The following is a 17,089-nucleotide window of genomic DNA, read 5'->3' as shown; positions in this document are numbered from 1 at the left end:
CTATCCCCCCTTACTGAAGATGAAATCAGTTCAGCTTGCCTGACTTCATTTTCTGCGAGATCGGGGTCTTTCATCCCTGCCATTCATTACATGGCGTAAGTCCATACATTAAGCGATTGTAGCATGCAATTCATGATCAGCCAGCTTCACTGGTTTGTTATTCTCATCCACGAATACCACCGTTGGCTTATGTGACTCCAGTTCTTCCGAGGACAACATCGCATACGAAATGATAATTACTGTATCGCCCGGCTGAACAAGACGAGCTGCGGCACCATTAAGACAGATCACTCCGCTTCCACGCGGTCCAGGGATTACATAGGTCTCCAGTCGCGAACCATTATTGTTATCCACAATTTGAACTTTTTCATTCTCAAGAATGTCCGCGGCTTCCATCAAGCTCTCATCAATGGTAATACTGCCCACATAGTTTAAATTCGCTTCCGTTACTGTTGCGCGGTGAATTTTGGATTTCATCATATGTCTAAACAAGTGCAGCAACCTCCTTTGGAATAAATACATTATTATCAATCAAGCGTGTTCTGCCAAACTTCACGGCAAGCGCTATAATAATTTCCCCATCCACTTCTGATAAAAGAGCTTCATCCTCTAATCCTTCAAGATCAGGGAATGTTAGGATCTCCGCATAATCAATCACCGCTAGAGGAGAGCTGGAAATAACCGATGTCAACAATTCCCGCACTTCAGCAACGGTTCTTACTTTTCCTTCTTCAATAGACTGACGTGCTTCACGTAAGGAACGAGATAACACCAATGCCTGACTACGCTCCTCTGGAGACAAGAATACGTTACGTGAGCTGAGCGCAAGTCCATCCCCTTCACGAACGATCGGACAAGGGATAATTTCGACATTCATATTAAGATCGGACACCATTCGGCGAAGGACAGCAACTTGTTGAGCATCCTTCAGCCCAAAGAAAGCATAATCCGGCTGTACAATATTGAAGAATTTATTAACCACTGTGGTTACACCATCAAAATGCCCAGGGCGGGAAGCCCCACATAGCCGGGTAGTAAGCTCCGATACCGAGACAGTAGTCCGAGTAGGCTGCGGATACATTTCTTCCACACTGGGGATAAATACAATATCTACTCCCTCACGTTCAGCGAGTTCCAAATCACGACGCTCGTCACGCGGATAGGAATCATAATCCTCGTTTGGCCCGAATTGCAAAGGATTCACAAAAATGCTCATTACCACTGTGTTGCTCATTTCTCCAGCCCGGCGAAGCAGACTGGCATGTCCGTCATGCAAGTATCCCATCGTAGGAACGAACCCAATCGGGGCGTGCCCGCCTTGTCTCATATACTCCAAAGCTTCGCGCAGCTGCTCAATGCTTCTGACGACTCTCATTTATTTCCCTTCCTTTCTGGCAGCGCCATATAAAGATTCCAAGACTGTTTCATCTGCATTAAAAACGTGGCCTTCATCTGGGAAGGAACGTTCCTTCACTTCCTTCACATACTGGCTTATGCCCTCACGGATCACATTACCCACATCCGCATAGGTTTTGACAAAACGTTTCTCACGATAAGGTGAGGCATAACGCAGCAAATCATGGAAAACCAATACCTGTCCATCACAGTAACGGCCTGCACCAATCCCAATGGTTGGGATGCTAAGCGCTTCAGAGATTGCCTGGGCTACTTCTTCCGTTACCAGCTCCAAAACGATTGCAAAAGCACCTGCTGCCTCAAGCGCCTTAGCTTCATCCATCAGGCGTTGGGCATCCTTGGCGTCTTTGCCTTGAATCCGGTAGCCACCAATCATATTCACGGATTGAGGAGTAAGCCCGATGTGTCCCAGCACAGGGACTCCCGCAGCCACAACCGTAGCTACAGTCTCACAAATCTCAAGTCCACCTTCCATTTTGACGGCATGAGCCCGCCCTTCCTGCATCAATCTGCGCACACCCCGCAGGGTTTCATCTATACTCCCGTGATACGTCATAAATGGCATATCAGCCACGATAAATGTACTTTGTGCTCCTCGAGTTACCGAGCGGGTATGGTACACCATATCTTCAATCGTTACCGGTAAAGTTGTATTGTATCCAAGGACTACATTCCCAAGAGAGTCACCAACCAAAATAAGGTCGATACCTGCTTCTTCTGCAAGAACTGCAGATGGATAATCATAAGCGGTCAGCATGCTCAGTGGCACACCTTCTGCTTTCATTTTTTTCATTTTTACAATATTTAGTGCTTGTTTGTTTGCCATTTCTCTTTTCGTCCTCCTTTTTTAAGTAACCTGCCCGTAAAAATCGCAACAAAAAAACCTTTTAGCAATCATTTGCTAAAAAGGTCCGAAGGGCAAAAAAGAGTCACTTGCGATCGTCCCTTCTGTCTCGGTCCTTACGGCTCAGAGCAGAATCCAACGTAACCGTCAAACGCAGTTATGAAGGTACTTTCAGTAATAAAAAATATAAAAAGTTCTACAATTCAAGAGTACAGTTCGATAAACGATACCGCCTCCGACCCATAGTATATCAAAAAGAGCGCGGAATTACACGAAAAAAATATGACAAGGGATGATACCCCTGTCATATAAATAAATCTTATAAAAGTTCAATTTCACCTGAGCATACGTTAGAGATCTCTCCTGAGCTGTTTTTAAGCAGTAGACCACCTATTTCATCCAAACCCACTACCACACCTTCAGAACGCCCCTGAGGGCTGTTCAGTGCGATCTGGCGCCCCAAAGTCACAGACATGGACTCCCAAAGCTCCTTTATAGGTTTAAAACCTTGCTTCATGTACAGATTGTAATGCATATCCAGTTCGTCCAAAACCGCCCTTACCAGCTCAGAACGGTCAACTGGAGCACCCCCCCGCTCAATCCGAAGTGAAGTGGCGACCTCCTGCAGATGATCAGGATAATCTTCCTCTGTCATGTTCGCGGAAATGCCAATTCCAGCAATGCAATAATGAAGCTCCCCTTCTCTTAGAGAAGATTCGAGTAAAATCCCACAAATCTTACGACCGCCTGCGAGCAGATCATTCGGCCATTTGATGCCGGCATCTACACCGGTCACCCGTCGAATTGCCTTGCAGACGGCAACTCCAGCCAGCAATGTCAGCTGCGGAGTCTCCGACAAGGGTAATTGGGGCCGTAACACAATACTCATCCAAATGCCCTTGCCACGGGGAGAGAACCACTTTCTTCCCATTCGGCCTCGGGCACCCGTCTGTTCTTCTGCGATGACGGTTGTTCCTTCCGGCGCGCCGTTTTCCGCTAAAAACTTAGCTTCTTCTTGTGTGGACACCACAGATTCCAGCAACTGAACGTTGCCTATCCAATTCGAAGCGGAGGTCTCTCGCTTCAGCTCAGTTAGCGACAGCGCTTTATCATCGCTCATGTCCATCCATCCTTTTTGCTTCAAGCAGCAATAATTGTTTATCATTAGGTAAATCACCTGAAGCGACCGCTTGCAGGAGTCCATTTAACATTTTGCCGAGCCATGGCCCCGGACGTTTGTCCAAAGACTCCAGCAGCTCATTGCCTGTAATCTCAAGCTCCGAAAGGCTGGTTAGCGGCATTTGCGCGATCCATTCTCTTGCCGCTTGTACATTTACAGCGGCAGGTGAGGTTGAGGCCTCTGACGATTCCACGACGGAAAAGACAGAAGAGGCCGCAGTGGGAAGAGTAGGTGCGGCTGCTGGCAGGATCGCCAGCAGCGAGAGCCACCCTTCGGCGGCTTCCACGCCGAAGGCCAGCACAGCGGCGATCCATTGCCGCCGCAGACCTTCCATGCCGCCCATATCCGGCGGCATGCCCTCTAGCGCAGCGGTCCAAGCTTCGCGGACCCGCAGCACCTGGACGATGCCGGTCCGCATCGTCCCCGAGAACGTCCATGCCCGCAGCAGCACATCGGCCTCTTGGGCCGACTGCTTCAGGGCATGGAGGAGAAGCGCCCACCGCAGGCGGGCGCTCTCCAGTTCCCCGATCCCGGCCGTTAAGGCGGCAGCAGCCGCCATATCGGTTCCGGTCCAGGGGAACGGGGCTTTGCCGCGCGCCAGCAGCTCGCAGCGCGCTAGCATGCCTAGGCCGCGCAGAGGATGCGGCCCCTCGACGATGCGGTCCAGCTCCGCGCGGACACGCTCCACAGCAATATGCGCCAGCTTATCCCGCTGGCGCATCAGGCCCCTCCACGTGTTCTTCGCGATGGAGAAATCCAGCACCGATGCAAAACGAATGCAGCGAAGCATGCGAAGCGCATCTTCGTCAAACCGCTCCTCCGCATCGCCTACACAGCGAATCACCTGCAGCTGTAGATCCTTCTCACCTGCGAATGGATCAATAAGTTCCCCATTTAATCCACAGCAAATCGCGTTGATCGTGAAATCACGACGACGAAGATCCTCCTTCACATCGTTCACGAAAAAAACATGTTCAGGACGACGATGGTCTACATAACCACTTTCTGTCCGGTATGTCGTCACTTCAAACCCGCAACCATCCTGTATCACGGTGACCGTACCATGAGCTAATCCTGTTGGCACACTGCGCGCAAAGATAGCTATCACTTCCTCAGGCAGTGCTGAGGTTGTAATATCCATATCATGCACTGGCCTACCTAATAGCTCATCGCGAATACATCCTCCAACCCAATAAGCCTCGTGGCCATTTTGGGTTAACTCGGAAATTACAATCTCCGCTGCAATTGCCATCGCAGAAGGTGCCATTGTCCATTCCATATGTGACTCCTTACCCCCGAACTGGGTCCAGTCCAAGTACCTTGCGCCCCAGCACCCGGTAATAAATATCTTCATATTGTTTCGTTATCGAATCCTTACAAAAATCTTTGCAGGCTGTTTGTAAACAAGCTTCTCTGAACTGTTGCACCATACGTTCATCCGACAGGAGCTTAACTGCATATTTAGCCATAGCCGTTGTATCGCCAATCGGTGCAAGGAATCCAGTCTTTCCATGCTCTATAAGCTCAGGAATGCCTCCGGTTTGCGAGCCAATCGTCGGTACGCCGCAAGCCATTGCTTCCAGAGCAACCAGACCAAAGCTTTCCTTCTCGGAAGGAAGCAGAAGCAGATCAGCTAAAGAGATCACCTGAGCAATTTCATCCTGCCTTCCCAGAAAACGAACTTTATCTTCCAGACCCATTTCACTAATTTTGGCTTGGATTTTGGGAAGATCCGGACCTTCACCTACAAGCAGCAGGCGGGAAGGCAGTTCACGATTCACTTTGGCAAAAACGTCAACAACATCGCTGACTCTTTTTACAGGACGGAAGTTACTGATATGCATCAGAATCTTCTCATCAGGCGCTGCGAAATCTCCCCGCAGATCCGTTACATCACGCGGATAATAGACCCGATGATCCACGAAGTTATAAGTGAGATCAATGTCGCGGGTAATATCGAGTACGTCCCGTGTTTCTCTGATAAGATCCTGAGAGACCGCCGTAACGGCATCACTTTCATTAATCCCCAGACGAATCAAATCTTTAAGCGATTCATCCTGACCAAGCACCGTTATATCCGTGCCATGCAAAGTCGTTACAACCTTCATATCGTTCCCAAGCATTTGCTTTGCAAGGAAAGCACACACTGCGTGTGGCACTGCATAGTGAACATGGAGAAGATCCAGATTTTGCATTTTGGCAACCTGAGCCATCTTCGTAGCAAGCGCTAGATCGTACGGGGGATAGCGGAATACATAATAATCGTTTACTTCTACCTCATGGTAAAAAATATTTTTCTGAAACGTTCCCAACCGGAACGGGATACTATGTGTAATAAAATGAACTTCATGACCCTTCTCGGCCAAGAGTTTACCTAATTCAGTCGCAACTACGCCTGAACCGCCAAGAGACGGATAACAGGTAATTCCTATTTTCAGCATACGATCCATCTTCCTGTCTCCTTCTTCTCCAGTATTGATTCGTGTAATGAATCATCTATTGTTTGTCGGCCGCTTTCAAAAAAGCGAAGCGAACACCGTTTCTTTCAAAATCACAGGACTTCATTTCTCTAAGCTGTTCAAAAAAAGCTCTCAGGAGCGCAATGGCGTATTAATTCCAAGCACTCCTGGATCAATCATAATCAGCTTATTATATTATCATACAAACTTCGTTATATCCGTTCCTTAAGTAAACAATTCCACCGTATGAGGTACCTTCGTTGCAAACCCTTCTGCATAAGGAATCAGCCTGCGCTGGCCAAGCAGCATATCTCTCGAACGGACTCGTTCAATGTAGCCTTCCGTTAACGGTGTGGATACAGCATCCTCACCCGGAGGTTTGGTGAACTGGGAGCGATAGCAGGACAACGCCTGCTCCTTCAAGCCATATTGCTCAGTAACATCAACAATAAGATCGGTACGTCCTAAATCATTGATAAAATAGAAGTACAGCTGTGGAGCAGGAATTGCCGGCTTGTCCGGCATATATTTACGTAGCTTGGCATTAAAAACAGCCTCTTCCACCAGCTTGCTACAGGCGATATGATCGGGATGACGATCCTCCCAATAAGGAGCAAAAACTATCGTAGGAGAAAAGCGGCGAATTTCAGCAGTCACAGCCGCAACATGCTCTGCTGTAATAAAAAGCCCTCTATCTGGCAGACCCAGGTTTGTCCGCACGGATGCTCCGAGAAGGTCTGCAGCTTGCTGCGCTTCTTGCTTGCGAAGTTCTACTGTACCGTTCGATGACATTTCCGCGGCTGTTAAATCACAAAGTCCCACCTTAAGTCCCGCAGCGGTATGTTTTGCAATTGTTCCTGCCATACCGATCTCCGCATCATCTGCATGCGCACCAAATACAAGAATGTCCAGCTTCATTCATCAACACCTGGTTTGTATTTATGAACCAGTGCACGCCAAGCAAAATCACCACGATCAATCGCCTTCACAAGAACCTCCGCTGTGGCAATATTCGTAGCTACCGGTATCCCGTATACGTCACATAGACGAAGTAGAGCTGAAATATCAGGTTCATGTGGCTGCGCCATTAATGGATCACGCATGAAAATAATAAGATCCAGTTCATCCTGTGCTACCATTGCACCGATTTGCTGATCTCCACCTAATGGACCAGACATGTAACGATGAATTTTTAAGTTAGTTACATCCATAATCCGTTGGCCAGTAGTCCCTGTAGAAAAAAGTTCATGACCTTCAAATACATGTTCATAAGCTAATACAAAATTTACGATTTCATCTTTTTTACGATCGTGGGCAATAAATGCGATCTTTAACATGGTGTTCTCTCCTGTCTATTCTATAAAGTGCTCGAATCCATAGATCAAGCCTGTATATCCCATTACCTTTTCAATACCCATCTTAACGCCTGGCATATATCCCGCACGCTCATAAGAATCATGGCGAATCTTCAAGGATTGTCCGAATCCGCCAAAAATCACTTCTTCTTGAGCAAACACACCAGGAAGACGGACACTATGTATCCGGAATCCGTTATAGTAACCACCACGGGCACCTTCAATGGTTTCTTCCTCTTTAGGATTACCTTGACGAAGTTCCTCACGAACTTCCGAAATCATCTCTGCGGTTTTGACCGCAGTTCCAGATGGAGCATCCAGTTTCTGGTCACCATGATACTCTATAATTTCCAGATGCGGGAAGTACTTTGAAGCTTGCGCCGCAAATTTCATCAATAGAATAGCCCCAATGGAGAAATTCGGAGCAATAAGTCCGCCTATCCCCTGTTCTTGACACTGCTTGTCCAGTTCCACCATCTGCTCCGGTGTGAATCCGGTTGTACCGATAACCGGACGCACTCCGTACTTAATAGCTAGCGCTGTATTCGTATACGCTGACTGTGGTGTAGTGAAATCCACAAGGACATCTCCGTTGCTTCCCGCGAGGGCGGCCTCAAGATCAGAAGTTACAATAACGCCTGAGTCTTCCAGACCTACCAGACGCCCTGCATCAATATCGCCCGAAGAACGATCTACTGCTGCTGCTAACTCCAGCTCTTCGTCCTGCAATACAAGTTTAACAACCTCTTTACCCATTCTTCCGCCTGCGCCGGATACAACGACCCTGATCTTGTTATTCATATTTTTTCCATCCTCGCTCTCACTAGTTATATAGTTATTGCATATACGATTGTATGGATTTCTGAAGGTCTCTCATCAATTCCCGCAAGCCAGAATCATCCGGATGTAACGAAATCACTTCTTTTAAGGCAGTCATAGCCTGTAAATGTTCATTCACTCGACTATGCGCGATAGCAAGCCATACATAAGCATCCCCATATAATGGATCAAGGGTAATCGCCTCTTTGAGCAGTGTAATCGGATGATAAGGGTTGCGAGTTTTGTTGTCTTCATCTTCTATCAACCGTTTGGCTTCCTGTACATGCATCATAGCCTGCAAATGCTGCAGATGCAGACTATACTCAGGTTTGCTGGTGTCCAGCTTTACAGCAGCCTGAGCATGAACTAAAGCTTTATCTAGCATACCACTGCGGGCATACGTTATGGAACAACGATATCTAACCTCGGCATCAGCAGGGCTTGCCGCAATTGCAGACTCGAAGCAAACAATAGCTTCGGCAAAGTCACTGCGCAATATCGAGCGGTAAGCCTCTCTTACATAATCCTTATGATCCATATACTCACCATCCTCACGGCTAAATCCCGTTCGTTTGGTACAGCATATGTTATAGAGGCCTAATCGGTGTCTTTCGGTGTCCAACGTCCCGCATCACGGGTATTAAATTTATGCATTACCTTATTATGCGCTTCCGTCAGGTCTATCCCGAGAGAATTTGCAAAACAAACGGTAATAAACAGAATATCTCCCAGTTCAAGTTCAATGGAGTTCTCAGCTTCATCAGACTTCTTAGGCTTCTCACCGAACTCATGATTGACCTCTCTAGCCAGTTCTCCGACTTCCTCGGACATGCGGGCCAGCATAGAGAGTGGACTGAAGTACCCTTCCTTAAACTGCGATATATAAGCGTCTACTTCACGCTGTATGTCACCAAGACTTTTGTCCATAAAATGTAACTTCTCCCCCTCTGTATATCTTGCCTTCTGTTTGCCCCTATGTTATCGTAAAGACGTTTTGAAGACAATCTTTTTTGAATATTTTAACACACGCAAGAAAAGGTATACTTATTATAGGAAAAGAAAAACTGCCTACAAAAGGCCTAACGAGGGATTTCATGAATTCAAAAAAGGTAATTACAATCAGCAAGACAGTCGCTCCCATCTTGCTCGGAGCCGCAGTATATGCCTTCGGGCTACTGTATTTCATCATTCCAAATCAGTTGATGGAAGGCGGCGTAACCGGGATCACACTTCTCCTTAATTATGCCTTTAGTATTCCCATCTTTTTATCCACACTGCTGATCAACCTTCCTTTGTTTCTGCTGGGCTGGAAAGTCCTAGGCGGGCGGCAAATTGTGTATACAGGTGTAGGGATCGGGGCGTTGACCTTTTTCCTGTGGGTTTTCGAACGAATGATTACTGCGGGATGGATTATCCCCTTCAGTACCGAACACGACTTTATTCTTGCGGCACTGTACGCAGGAGTAACGCTTGGAACGGGGCTTGGGCTAGTATTCCGTTTTGGGGGTACAACAGGTGGTGTTGATATTGTCGCAAGAATTCTGGGACGGAATTTTGGCTGGAGCATGGGGCAGATTATTTTGGCCATCGACATTATTATTATTGGCTCTTCCATCCTCTACATTCCTAAAGAAAAAATACTTTACACACTTGTCGCAGTTTTCATCTCATCACGAGTTATAGATTTTATCCAAGAAGGTGCCTATGCCGCCAAGGCATTTACAATTATCAGTGATGATGCACCGCAAATTGCCGATCTGATTACAGCGGAAATGGATCGTGGTGTAACCCTCATCCCTGCCATTGGTGCTTATTCCAAGCAAGCTAAATATATGGTGTACTGTGTAGTCTCAAGGCAAGAAATTCGCCGGCTAAGTCTGCTGGTCAAATCCGTTGATCCACGCGCCTTCGTAATTATTAGCGATGTACACGACGTACATGGAGAAGGCTTTCGAGAAACCTAAATAAAAAGGAGTGTAGGCCATTTCAAGCCCACACTCCTTTTTGCTGTTTATAATTTCACCCTACGGAATCGGCTTCCAATTCTGATTCTGACCACGGTACTTGCGATAAGCTACATAGGCTAACGCAGCTATAATGAAGCTTGCTGCTAACCCTCCCCAAATCCCAAATTCTTGCGATGCCAGCGGCAAGGACAATGCGGGTTCATCCTTCTCTTTTCCGAACATCACTCTTACCGCATCCTGACCATAAGATACAATTTCAAGCAGGCGGGCACGTTCAACTTTTTGTGAGGACGAAGGAATGCCGGCCGCATATGAAAGCCAAGAATCAAAAGCACTCACAACTTCAGGCTGGCGGGAGACAATCACTGCCGGCCGGATGTTATCATACCTGCCCTGCAGTCTTTCCAGAGCTGTTTTCCAGCCCGCCAAATCATTTGCAACCGCACTTTGCTCCATCGCATTTAGATCCTCACGAATCAGCTTGTAGTACTGAAGCCAGATAGGCTGACGCGGATGATTAAGACTATTGGCAGCTAGACGTAGCTTGGCGGCTGCCGCTTCCCATTGCTGTGGATTTATTTTCGCGCCTGCCACGGTAGCCTTCAGGTCCATAATGACCCCTGACAACGCATTAATCCCCTCCACAGAGGTCATTCCCTCAAAGGATGTGGACACAAAGATCTTGGAGATCGCTTCGGTCTCCTGTCGGACCTTCATTACATCCCCTTCCAAAACATACCCATACAACGCCTCAGCGGCTTGTTCCAGCTGCTGTGCTCCAGTCTTTCCGCTCATTACTGCCAAACCGTTACCCGAACTAACGTCGGCGCTTTGCTTCGAAGCATTGCCAGACCCTTCGCCATCATCCCCTAGCGCTGCTGAAGCCTTTACAACATCCATACTGGTCAGTAGCCAGCAGAATACTAGCACAACCACTACATAATATCTCCCGCGGAGCATGAAACTCCCCTCCTACCCAAGAAGAAACGACGTTGTCGTCTTTTAAAGACGATATTCGTTTCTCGTAAAATTATAAGGATAAAGTATAGTATAAAACTTATACTTCTTATAATTCTAAATGTATGGCAGGGGGACAAGGGATAGAACTGCTTACTAACGTCTATTCTTGAACTGATAGATTGACTCTACCGGTCTTTGTCTTCTACTAAACAACCAAGCAGCTGCAACACTAAGCAGCGTAAGCGCCATAGTAAAGTACTGTACCTGAATTACATAATCGTTCAAAACAGAAGGTAACCACGGATAGATTCCGTAAGAATAATCCAGCATATCGTTGGCGAGTGTCCATAGTAAGGCTAATGGAATCATTTTGCGGAAAGAAAAAAACCTTGCATAAATCAACGCTTCAACTGCCATCCCCGTATGGGAGATTACCAGCATCCAATCTTTCCAAACCAAAACATCACCGTGATAACCCCCGGCAAAAATAATGCTCACTGCCCATATCCCGTACTTCACTGACGTAACGACCGCCAAAGCCTCAATAAGTTCCCTTACATTGTTTCCTGTGTAGCTTTTTGGAGGGAAGAGCATCAGCAACAGAGCTAAGGTAAAAAACAAACTTGCGGTTGGGCTATCCGGAACAAATGGAAGCAGCCAGTGTGGATAATTAGCCGCAGTGAACTCCAGTTGATTGCCATACCATATGTAGCCATAAATTGTGCCCAGGAAATTTACGATAAATAACAACCAAATAATTCCCCGGTTCTTAAACAGTTTGTTAAACCAATGAACTGGCATACAGATTATTAACCTCCCCAAGTAGTGGCACTTTACATTTAGACATACAAAAACCTGACCGCATGCACGATCAGGTTGCGTTATCATTATTTTACTGTTCGCTTTTTTGTTTGGCAAGCCAGCCGGCCAAGGTATCGATATCCGCTTCTGACAGACCTGCTCCCAACGCGGTATCGTACATTTTTGGCATCTGCCCTTGACCCTCTTTTATAATAGTAAGGATTGCTTCTTTGTCATGAGTGTCCCCAACTCCGCGAAGCGAAGGTCCGCCTGCCCCTTTCAAATCCGCTGCGTGACAGGTGATACAAGTGGCTTGTTTGTAGAGCCCCATAGCTGGATCATCCTTGTCCACAATCGCTACTTCTTTTGCCTTAACGGCGCTGGAGGTTGGAAGACCTTTTGCCCTGTTCTCCGCCGCCTTTTCTTCCCGTTGAACATCTTCAGGAATCTGACCCGTTTCAGCCATTTCATGTTTATATTCAGTCCAGGCTGTATTGGTCAAATAAACAATTGCTGCTAGGGACAAGAACATCAAAGATGAAGCAATCGGCCTACGGTAAAAGCGACGCTCTCTACCCGTATCCAAAAAAGGAGCCAACAGAAGTGAACCAAAAGCCACACCAGTAACTCCTAGTGTACCCAGAACGATATAATCGCCCGAAGCATAAGGGAGCTTCAAATACTGATAGAGAAACAAGAAATACCAGTCAGGAATCGGGATAACCGTAGCACTAGCATTTGCTGGAAACCCTAGCGGAGCTGGCTCTGAAATAGTAAGTACTAATATTCCTACAAGTACAACGACTCCGACCATCCATTCCTTCAATAGAAAGTTAGGGATAAAGGCTTCCGATTTGCCGGGGTAAGCCGTGTAGTCCGGAGGTGTGATAAATCCGTTCCCTTTACGAACTCTGGAATCACCGACATATACAACCTTTTCCTTAGAATTGTTTCCATGCGCCATCCGTATTCCTCCTCTCTCAGATTAACTTACAACGGTCCGGAAATCCCTTGTCTGCGGATCATAATAAAGTGTCCTACGAGCAGACTAAGAAGCACCGCTGGGAGGAAGAATACATGTAGTGCGAAAAACCGAGTTAAGGTTTCGGCGCCAACAATCGTTCCGCCTTGCATCAGTTCCTTCAGCACCGGCCCCATTACTGGAACAGAATTGGCTATTTCGAGAGTTACTTTTGTTGCGAAATAAGCTTTATTATCCCAAGGCAACAAGTAACCTGTTAAACCAAGTCCCAACATTACGAAGAAAATCAGCATTCCAACTACCCAGTTCATCTCACGCGGCGCTTTGTAAGAGCCTGTAAAGAAGACGCGCATCGTATGAAGGAACATCATAACAATTACTAGACTTGCACCCCAGTGATGCATCCCGCGGACAATCTGTCCAAATGCAACACTTGTCTGTAAATACTCAACACTAGCATAAGCATTAATAATGTCCGGAACATAATACATCGTTAAGAACATACCTGATAAAATCTGAATGACTGTAATAAAAAAGGTCAGTCCGCCAAAGCAATACACGAACGCAGAGAAATGATGGGCCGGATTAACATGCTCAGGAACCTCGTGATCGGCCACGTCTCTCCAAATTGGCGTAACATCCAGACGTTCGTCAATCCAGTTATAGACATTTTTAAACATCAGAACTACGCCTCCTCACGAGCTACTGTATTTGGCACAATGTCTCCCAAAAGCACCCACCCGTTATCGAATTTCGTTTTATACTGATCAAGCGGCTTAGGAGCAACCTCGAGATTTTTGCCAAGCTTTGTATAACGTGCACCATGGCAAGGGCAGTGATATTCGTCCGGATGAGCTTTATTGTTGTTCCACCCGACCGTACATCCCAAATGTTTACAAATCGGTGAAAGCGCATAAATATCACCCTTCGCGTCTTTCCGGATCCACGCAGTGAGTGTCGCTGTACTGTCGTACCATCCGTCCTTCTGTTTCAATTCAAAAGTAAATTCCTGGGGCTCTTCGGTGATTTTGCTTATCTCAGCAACCTTGATAAAATCTCCAGCACCCTTCTTATGTAATATCGGATCTACGACAAAACGGACCATTGGAAGAATTGTACCCGCCCCCATAAAAGCAGTGGCGCCACCAAGCGTGTAGGTCAAAAATTGCCTGCGCGACATCTCTTTACGGCTGGGTGGTTGTTCAGGCCATGTCTCCTGTTGTTCATTATGGCTGCTCATACTGTTATATAACCCCCTTCTCAAGATATAAGAAAGTATCTGTGGTGTCCGATCAGAGATGTCTCAATATAAATAATCCGTTTTCAAATCTTTTCAATGAAATACATCACATACCATTTGGATTCAACCTAATAATAGCTTAGGCTCCAAAACCCGTCAAGAATATTGTCTAATTTGTGACAGGCTAAAAAGCGGTTTCAACCTGTAATTGTTGAATTTCTGTCACATTTATAAGGAGTTCATCTCCGCCACATCTCTTGAATTTTGATACTAATTCCACTGTTATTCTTCCCTTCTGGAGAAGCCTCAATGATAGGCAGAGAGAGAACTAAATCGCTTTCATAGATTTGGCTTTCTTGGAGAGGTACATCCGCTGTCAACACCACAACATGCTGGAAACCACTGGATTTGACTTTTTGGCAAATCTCATTAATTAAATTCACATAACCCTCTCCAGCATACTGAATGGCTGGGTAAGTCACGATCCGCCCCTTGAACGGTATTTCCACCATATCCATGAAATTACGTAATCTTTCGAGTGCCTGAACGGTCTCAGGAGGACTCTCAAGTCCAGTTAATCCTGTAAAAGGTATGAGACATGTATCATAGAATTTTCGATTTTCTTCCCAAGTGTCCACTTCAAAATCGCTGAATTTCATTCCCATTCATCTCCCTATGTATAATTGTTAATCTTTTTGATCTTTCGCAGATCTTCCTGAAGTTATAGAACCCATTATATTGAAGGAGGAGGATGAACGTCCAGATTTAGATTTTTTATTTTCGTTCGTTTAAGCAAAGTGAGTAGATTATAAGCAAAAAAAGAAATGCGCTAAGCGCATTTCTTTATGCCAAACTTTTAAGTTCCTCAGTAAGATTTCGGAAAGCCATCTCATCTCCGGTAGCCAGCGCCGTGTCAATCTCACGGTGCAAGATGTCGGAGCGACGCTTTCGCAGCGCTTCATCCCACACCATTTCTGCCGCAAGTCCTAGCATCACTTCATACGTAGCCTTCATTTTGTCCATTCGATACACCTCCGCTGTTTAAGAGATCCTTTTTTCTTGTTATTTGATATTTTGATATCCATCAAGATGATTATGTTTTCGGTTTCAAGAGAAGCGGCACCTACTAAAGCATATTCATCAATCCTGTCTTCGTTCTACATATTTGCCCATTACGCTCAATACTTCCTCTATTGTACCCATCAGCAGCATTAACGGATTCCTACATCTGCGTATGTAATCCCCATAAGCCTTTTCGCATGCGCACCTCTACCGAAGATACTTAGGTACGGCTGTCTCTATCCCCCATGGCGTCATCATCACAGCGAGTCCACCAGAAGTCTCGCCCAATTTAAGCATCCCTAGGTGCACCATCATCCGTATTATTCGTTGCTCTAGAATAGAAGCAGCACTGTCATAATAAAACGGTTTAATTAGCCACCCCACACCATCCACTAAAGAAGGTACTGTCACCCAATTACCGGCGCTAATGCTTATCCAATACACAAGTGAAGGTAGATTTGGCACAGCCCCTTTATATAGTCTTAACCAAAAAGAGAATATCTGCATCAACGAATCACATTTTCCATCGTTTAACACAGCCTCACCGGTCGCAGTAAGCCTTAGCCGGAAGCCTTCCTCAGAGATCCAGCGGCGGTGACGAATATAGTCATACAAAAGCGCAAATCTTGGAGGATAATGCTCACAAGCTCTCCCATAACCAAACCTCCAACCGCCTTTGCTAAGAAGCTCCTCCGGAATATGAAGCGCGTTCATCACACCTTGCTGGTACCGCCTATACATTGCCCCTTCCTGATTCAGTTCTGGCTCATTGTCCTTAATATATCTCAGCAGCATTACCAGATCACTGATCATTAATTCTCCTTCACTGCGATACATAACAGGTTCAGGGCTAGTTGCGATGCTCTCTTTGATATGTGCACTCATCGTCTCCCGAAAACGTTCTTTTAAATCTTTGGGTACCTGGTACAAATATCTGGTCTGCTGTGAGGAACCACTAAAAAGCCAGCCTCCACTTTTGAAACGAGAGACCATCTCCCGGAAACCTCCAGTTTTCCCTTCAGGTGCATCAAAGGACGCTTGCCTTGCCACGGCCAACAAATCCTCAAGACTAAAGTATGTGCGTTCATCAAAAAGCAATGTATTCAAAAACCGTAAATCCTCCGGTGCGCATTCCCGGATATGAGACTCCATAAAACTTCTGCTTCCAAGCATAATCAAAATACTTTGGATCAAGTCGTGTTTGGAATTCTGTTTGCATTCACACCGGTAGCGGCCCGCTATGGCGGTCAGCTGTCCAATATCTGCATAAGTAAGCATATCCGCCAGATTCATGTTTTATCGCCTCACCGTTTTACTACCATTATGGGGAATACTGCCTATTTTATTCCCTTTATTGCAAAAAAAATAACCCGAAGCCCGGGTTAATGCTGATTTTGCAGGATATGGCGAGTACAATTATATAAAATAGGATTCCATTCCCGCTCTTTCTTCTCCAGAATCGTCAAGGATAGATTGCCAATTCGTTCAGAATACTTATCCTTGTAAAGAGCAGTATACAGCTGAGCAAGAAATCCTCCATGGGATATGACGAGTATATTCCGATTGGGATGCAGTGCAGAAATATCTTCCATAAAAGCAAGAGCCCGAGCCTGAAGCTGTTCGTCGGTTTCTTGACCGAGGGAGAGCTGGCTCCATTCCTTACCCCACTTCTCTTCACGTTCTGCGGCAGTAAGCCCTTCTACCTGCCCATAAGCACGTTCCCGGATACGCTGATCAGGTTCTAATAGCGGAATTCCTAACTTGTCAGCAATAATCTTACCGGTCTCAGCAGCGCGGGAAAGATTACTAGTAACGCAGTAGTCCCAGCTGTACGGTTCCTGTAATAAGCGGTCAGCAAGCATTGCAGCTTGCATCCGTCCTTCATCATTAAGTGGAATATCACTTTGTCCCTGTATTTTCCCTATCGCGTTCCAGTCCGTCAATCCATGGCGTATCAAGCCGATTAGCATGTTGCCTCCCCCTTTTCAGCAAAGTATTTGTCTC

At 46.2% G+C, this 17,089-nt stretch carries 21 protein-coding genes; 1 reads left to right on the top strand and 20 read right to left on the bottom strand.

All coding sequences use genetic code 11. The features are described 5' to 3' along the window. Positions 1–108: 108 nt before the first annotated feature. The 11 genes from panD to MHH49_RS20590 form a co-directional block, all read right to left on the bottom strand. Positions 109–492, bottom strand: coding sequence for an aspartate 1-decarboxylase (panD, locus tag MHH49_RS20640; RefSeq protein WP_036676288.1), 384 nt, complete (start codon positions 490–492; stop codon positions 109–111). Next, positions 485–1,375 carry a pantoate--beta-alanine ligase gene (gene panC / locus MHH49_RS20635; protein ID WP_038572414.1) on the bottom strand — a complete coding sequence of 297 codons (891 nt, stop codon included), beginning with the start codon at positions 1,373–1,375 and terminating at the stop codon, positions 485–487. Before panC ends, panD begins: the two co-directional genes overlap by 8 nt. After that, positions 1,376–2,242: a 3-methyl-2-oxobutanoate hydroxymethyltransferase gene (gene panB, locus MHH49_RS20630; RefSeq protein WP_036676283.1), complete on the bottom strand. Its 867-nt coding sequence runs from the start codon at positions 2,240–2,242 to the stop codon at positions 1,376–1,378. 337 nt (positions 2,243–2,579) lie between these two features. Further along, entirely contained in the window at positions 2,580–3,380 is an 801-nt protein-coding gene (locus tag MHH49_RS20625; RefSeq protein ID WP_051490911.1) for a biotin--[acetyl-CoA-carboxylase] ligase, read from the bottom strand. Further along, positions 3,370–4,719 carry a CCA tRNA nucleotidyltransferase gene (locus MHH49_RS20620; RefSeq protein ID WP_341138455.1) on the bottom strand — a complete coding sequence of 450 codons (1,350 nt, stop codon included), beginning with the start codon at positions 4,717–4,719 and terminating at the stop codon, positions 3,370–3,372. Before MHH49_RS20620 ends, MHH49_RS20625 begins: the two co-directional genes overlap by 11 nt. Before the next feature lie 10 nt (positions 4,720–4,729). Beyond that, a complete protein-coding gene (gene bshA / locus MHH49_RS20615; protein WP_036676278.1) occupies positions 4,730–5,890 on the bottom strand; it encodes an N-acetyl-alpha-D-glucosaminyl L-malate synthase BshA in 1,161 nt (386 codons plus the stop codon). A gap of 234 nt (positions 5,891–6,124) precedes the next feature. Continuing rightward, positions 6,125–6,817 (bottom strand): bacillithiol biosynthesis deacetylase BshB1, encoded by a 693-nt coding sequence (gene bshB1 / locus MHH49_RS20610; protein ID WP_038572419.1) that lies wholly within the window; start codon positions 6,815–6,817, stop codon positions 6,125–6,127. Beyond that, positions 6,814–7,236 (bottom strand): methylglyoxal synthase, encoded by a 423-nt coding sequence (gene mgsA, locus MHH49_RS20605; protein WP_036676275.1) that lies wholly within the window; start codon positions 7,234–7,236, stop codon positions 6,814–6,816. The genes bshB1 and mgsA overlap by 4 nt, the downstream gene beginning before the upstream one ends. A 15-nt stretch (positions 7,237–7,251) precedes the next feature. Beyond that, positions 7,252–8,055 (bottom strand): 4-hydroxy-tetrahydrodipicolinate reductase, encoded by an 804-nt coding sequence (gene dapB, locus MHH49_RS20600; RefSeq protein WP_036676273.1) that lies wholly within the window; start codon positions 8,053–8,055, stop codon positions 7,252–7,254. A 34-nt stretch (positions 8,056–8,089) separates the two neighbouring features. Continuing rightward, the gene (locus MHH49_RS20595; RefSeq protein WP_036676272.1) at positions 8,090–8,611 is read right to left on the bottom strand and encodes a tetratricopeptide repeat protein; all 522 of its coding nucleotides are present in this window, start codon (positions 8,609–8,611) and stop codon (positions 8,090–8,092) included. A 59-nt stretch (positions 8,612–8,670) separates the two neighbouring features. Then, on the bottom strand, positions 8,671–9,000 hold the full coding sequence (locus MHH49_RS20590; RefSeq protein WP_036676271.1) for a nucleotide pyrophosphohydrolase: 330 nt from the start codon (positions 8,998–9,000) through the stop codon (positions 8,671–8,673). A 167-nt stretch (positions 9,001–9,167) separates the two neighbouring features. Between MHH49_RS20590 and MHH49_RS20585 the strand changes: the two genes are divergently transcribed. Then, entirely contained in the window at positions 9,168–10,037 is an 870-nt protein-coding gene (locus MHH49_RS20585; RefSeq protein WP_036676270.1) for a YitT family protein, read from the top strand. Positions 10,038–10,097: 60 nt separating this feature from the next. Here the strand turns inward: MHH49_RS20585 and MHH49_RS20580 are convergent, their stop codons facing one another. The 9 genes from MHH49_RS20580 to MHH49_RS20540 form a co-directional block, all read right to left on the bottom strand. Further along, positions 10,098–11,000, bottom strand: coding sequence for a sporulation protein YpjB (locus tag MHH49_RS20580; RefSeq protein WP_038572421.1), 903 nt, complete (start codon positions 10,998–11,000; stop codon positions 10,098–10,100). A gap of 153 nt (positions 11,001–11,153) precedes the next feature. Next, positions 11,154–11,801: a DUF1405 domain-containing protein gene (locus MHH49_RS20575; protein WP_051490910.1), complete on the bottom strand. Its 648-nt coding sequence runs from the start codon at positions 11,799–11,801 to the stop codon at positions 11,154–11,156. Between the two features lie 91 nt (positions 11,802–11,892). Beyond that, the gene (locus tag MHH49_RS20570; protein ID WP_036676267.1) at positions 11,893–12,765 is read right to left on the bottom strand and encodes a menaquinol-cytochrome c reductase cytochrome b/c subunit; all 873 of its coding nucleotides are present in this window, start codon (positions 12,763–12,765) and stop codon (positions 11,893–11,895) included. Between the two features lie 26 nt (positions 12,766–12,791). After that, positions 12,792–13,463, bottom strand: a complete 672-nt coding sequence (gene qcrB / locus MHH49_RS20565) for a menaquinol-cytochrome c reductase cytochrome b subunit (protein ID WP_036676266.1) — start codon at positions 13,461–13,463, stop codon at positions 12,792–12,794. Between the two features lie 5 nt (positions 13,464–13,468). Next, entirely contained in the window at positions 13,469–14,023 is a 555-nt protein-coding gene (locus tag MHH49_RS20560; RefSeq protein WP_036676264.1) for a QcrA and Rieske domain-containing protein, read from the bottom strand. Between the two features lie 239 nt (positions 14,024–14,262). Then, the gene (locus MHH49_RS20555; protein ID WP_036676262.1) at positions 14,263–14,682 is read right to left on the bottom strand and encodes a DUF2487 family protein; all 420 of its coding nucleotides are present in this window, start codon (positions 14,680–14,682) and stop codon (positions 14,263–14,265) included. 184 nt (positions 14,683–14,866) lie between these two features. Beyond that, complete coding sequence (locus MHH49_RS20550; protein WP_036676261.1) at positions 14,867–15,046, bottom strand: IDEAL domain-containing protein; 180 nt, start codon at positions 15,044–15,046, stop codon at positions 14,867–14,869. 246 nt (positions 15,047–15,292) lie between these two features. Next, positions 15,293–16,378, bottom strand: a complete 1,086-nt coding sequence (locus tag MHH49_RS20545) for a hypothetical protein (RefSeq protein WP_076101463.1) — start codon at positions 16,376–16,378, stop codon at positions 15,293–15,295. 89 nt (positions 16,379–16,467) lie between these two features. Then, a complete protein-coding gene (locus MHH49_RS20540) occupies positions 16,468–17,055 on the bottom strand; it encodes a histidine phosphatase family protein (RefSeq protein WP_036676257.1) in 588 nt (195 codons plus the stop codon). Positions 17,056–17,089: the final 34 nt, after the last annotated feature.

This window comes from Paenibacillus sp. FSL F4-0122 (assembly GCF_038002845.1).
Lineage (GTDB): Bacteria > Bacillota > Bacilli > Paenibacillales > Paenibacillaceae > Paenibacillus_AQ > Paenibacillus_AQ odorifer.
This window is presented reverse-complemented; position numbering and strand designations above follow the sequence as displayed.

What these genes read in the sequence shown, in the direction of transcription:
- MHH49_RS20590 (WP_036676271.1), bottom strand. Translation starts at nt 9,000, where the DNA reads ATGGACAAAAGTCTTGGTGACATACAGCGTGAAGTAGACGCTTATATA.
- MHH49_RS20575 (WP_051490910.1), bottom strand. Translation starts at nt 11,801, where the DNA reads ATGCCAGTTCATTGGTTTAACAAACTGTTTAAGAACCGGGGAATTATT.
- MHH49_RS20625 (WP_051490911.1), bottom strand. Translation starts at nt 3,380, where the DNA reads ATGAGCGATGATAAAGCGCTGTCGCTAACTGAGCTGAAGCGAGAGACC.
- MHH49_RS20540 (WP_036676257.1), bottom strand. Translation starts at nt 17,055, where the DNA reads ATGCTAATCGGCTTGATACGCCATGGATTGACGGACTGGAACGCGATA.
- MHH49_RS20545 (WP_076101463.1), bottom strand. Translation starts at nt 16,378, where the DNA reads ATGAATCTGGCGGATATGCTTACTTATGCAGATATTGGACAGCTGACC.
- MHH49_RS20550 (WP_036676261.1), bottom strand. Translation starts at nt 15,046, where the DNA reads ATGGACAAAATGAAGGCTACGTATGAAGTGATGCTAGGACTTGCGGCA.
- panB (WP_036676283.1), bottom strand. Translation starts at nt 2,242, where the DNA reads ATGGCAAACAAACAAGCACTAAATATTGTAAAAATGAAAAAAATGAAA.
- bshA (WP_036676278.1), bottom strand. Translation starts at nt 5,890, where the DNA reads ATGGATCGTATGCTGAAAATAGGAATTACCTGTTATCCGTCTCTTGGC.
- MHH49_RS20580 (WP_038572421.1), bottom strand. Translation starts at nt 11,000, where the DNA reads ATGCTCCGCGGGAGATATTATGTAGTGGTTGTGCTAGTATTCTGCTGG.
- MHH49_RS20595 (WP_036676272.1), bottom strand. Translation starts at nt 8,611, where the DNA reads ATGGATCATAAGGATTATGTAAGAGAGGCTTACCGCTCGATATTGCGC.
- MHH49_RS20555 (WP_036676262.1), bottom strand. Translation starts at nt 14,682, where the DNA reads ATGAAATTCAGCGATTTTGAAGTGGACACTTGGGAAGAAAATCGAAAA.
- panC (WP_038572414.1), bottom strand. Translation starts at nt 1,375, where the DNA reads ATGAGAGTCGTCAGAAGCATTGAGCAGCTGCGCGAAGCTTTGGAGTAT.
- MHH49_RS20570 (WP_036676267.1), bottom strand. Translation starts at nt 12,765, where the DNA reads ATGGCGCATGGAAACAATTCTAAGGAAAAGGTTGTATATGTCGGTGAT.
- MHH49_RS20560 (WP_036676264.1), bottom strand. Translation starts at nt 14,023, where the DNA reads ATGAGCAGCCATAATGAACAACAGGAGACATGGCCTGAACAACCACCC.
- qcrB (WP_036676266.1), bottom strand. Translation starts at nt 13,463, where the DNA reads ATGTTTAAAAATGTCTATAACTGGATTGACGAACGTCTGGATGTTACG.
- mgsA (WP_036676275.1), bottom strand. Translation starts at nt 7,236, where the DNA reads ATGTTAAAGATCGCATTTATTGCCCACGATCGTAAAAAAGATGAAATC.
- MHH49_RS20585 (WP_036676270.1), top strand. Translation starts at nt 9,168, where the DNA reads ATGAATTCAAAAAAGGTAATTACAATCAGCAAGACAGTCGCTCCCATC.
- bshB1 (WP_038572419.1), bottom strand. Translation starts at nt 6,817, where the DNA reads ATGAAGCTGGACATTCTTGTATTTGGTGCGCATGCAGATGATGCGGAG.
- MHH49_RS20620 (WP_341138455.1), bottom strand. Translation starts at nt 4,719, where the DNA reads ATGGAATGGACAATGGCACCTTCTGCGATGGCAATTGCAGCGGAGATT.
- dapB (WP_036676273.1), bottom strand. Translation starts at nt 8,055, where the DNA reads ATGAATAACAAGATCAGGGTCGTTGTATCCGGCGCAGGCGGAAGAATG.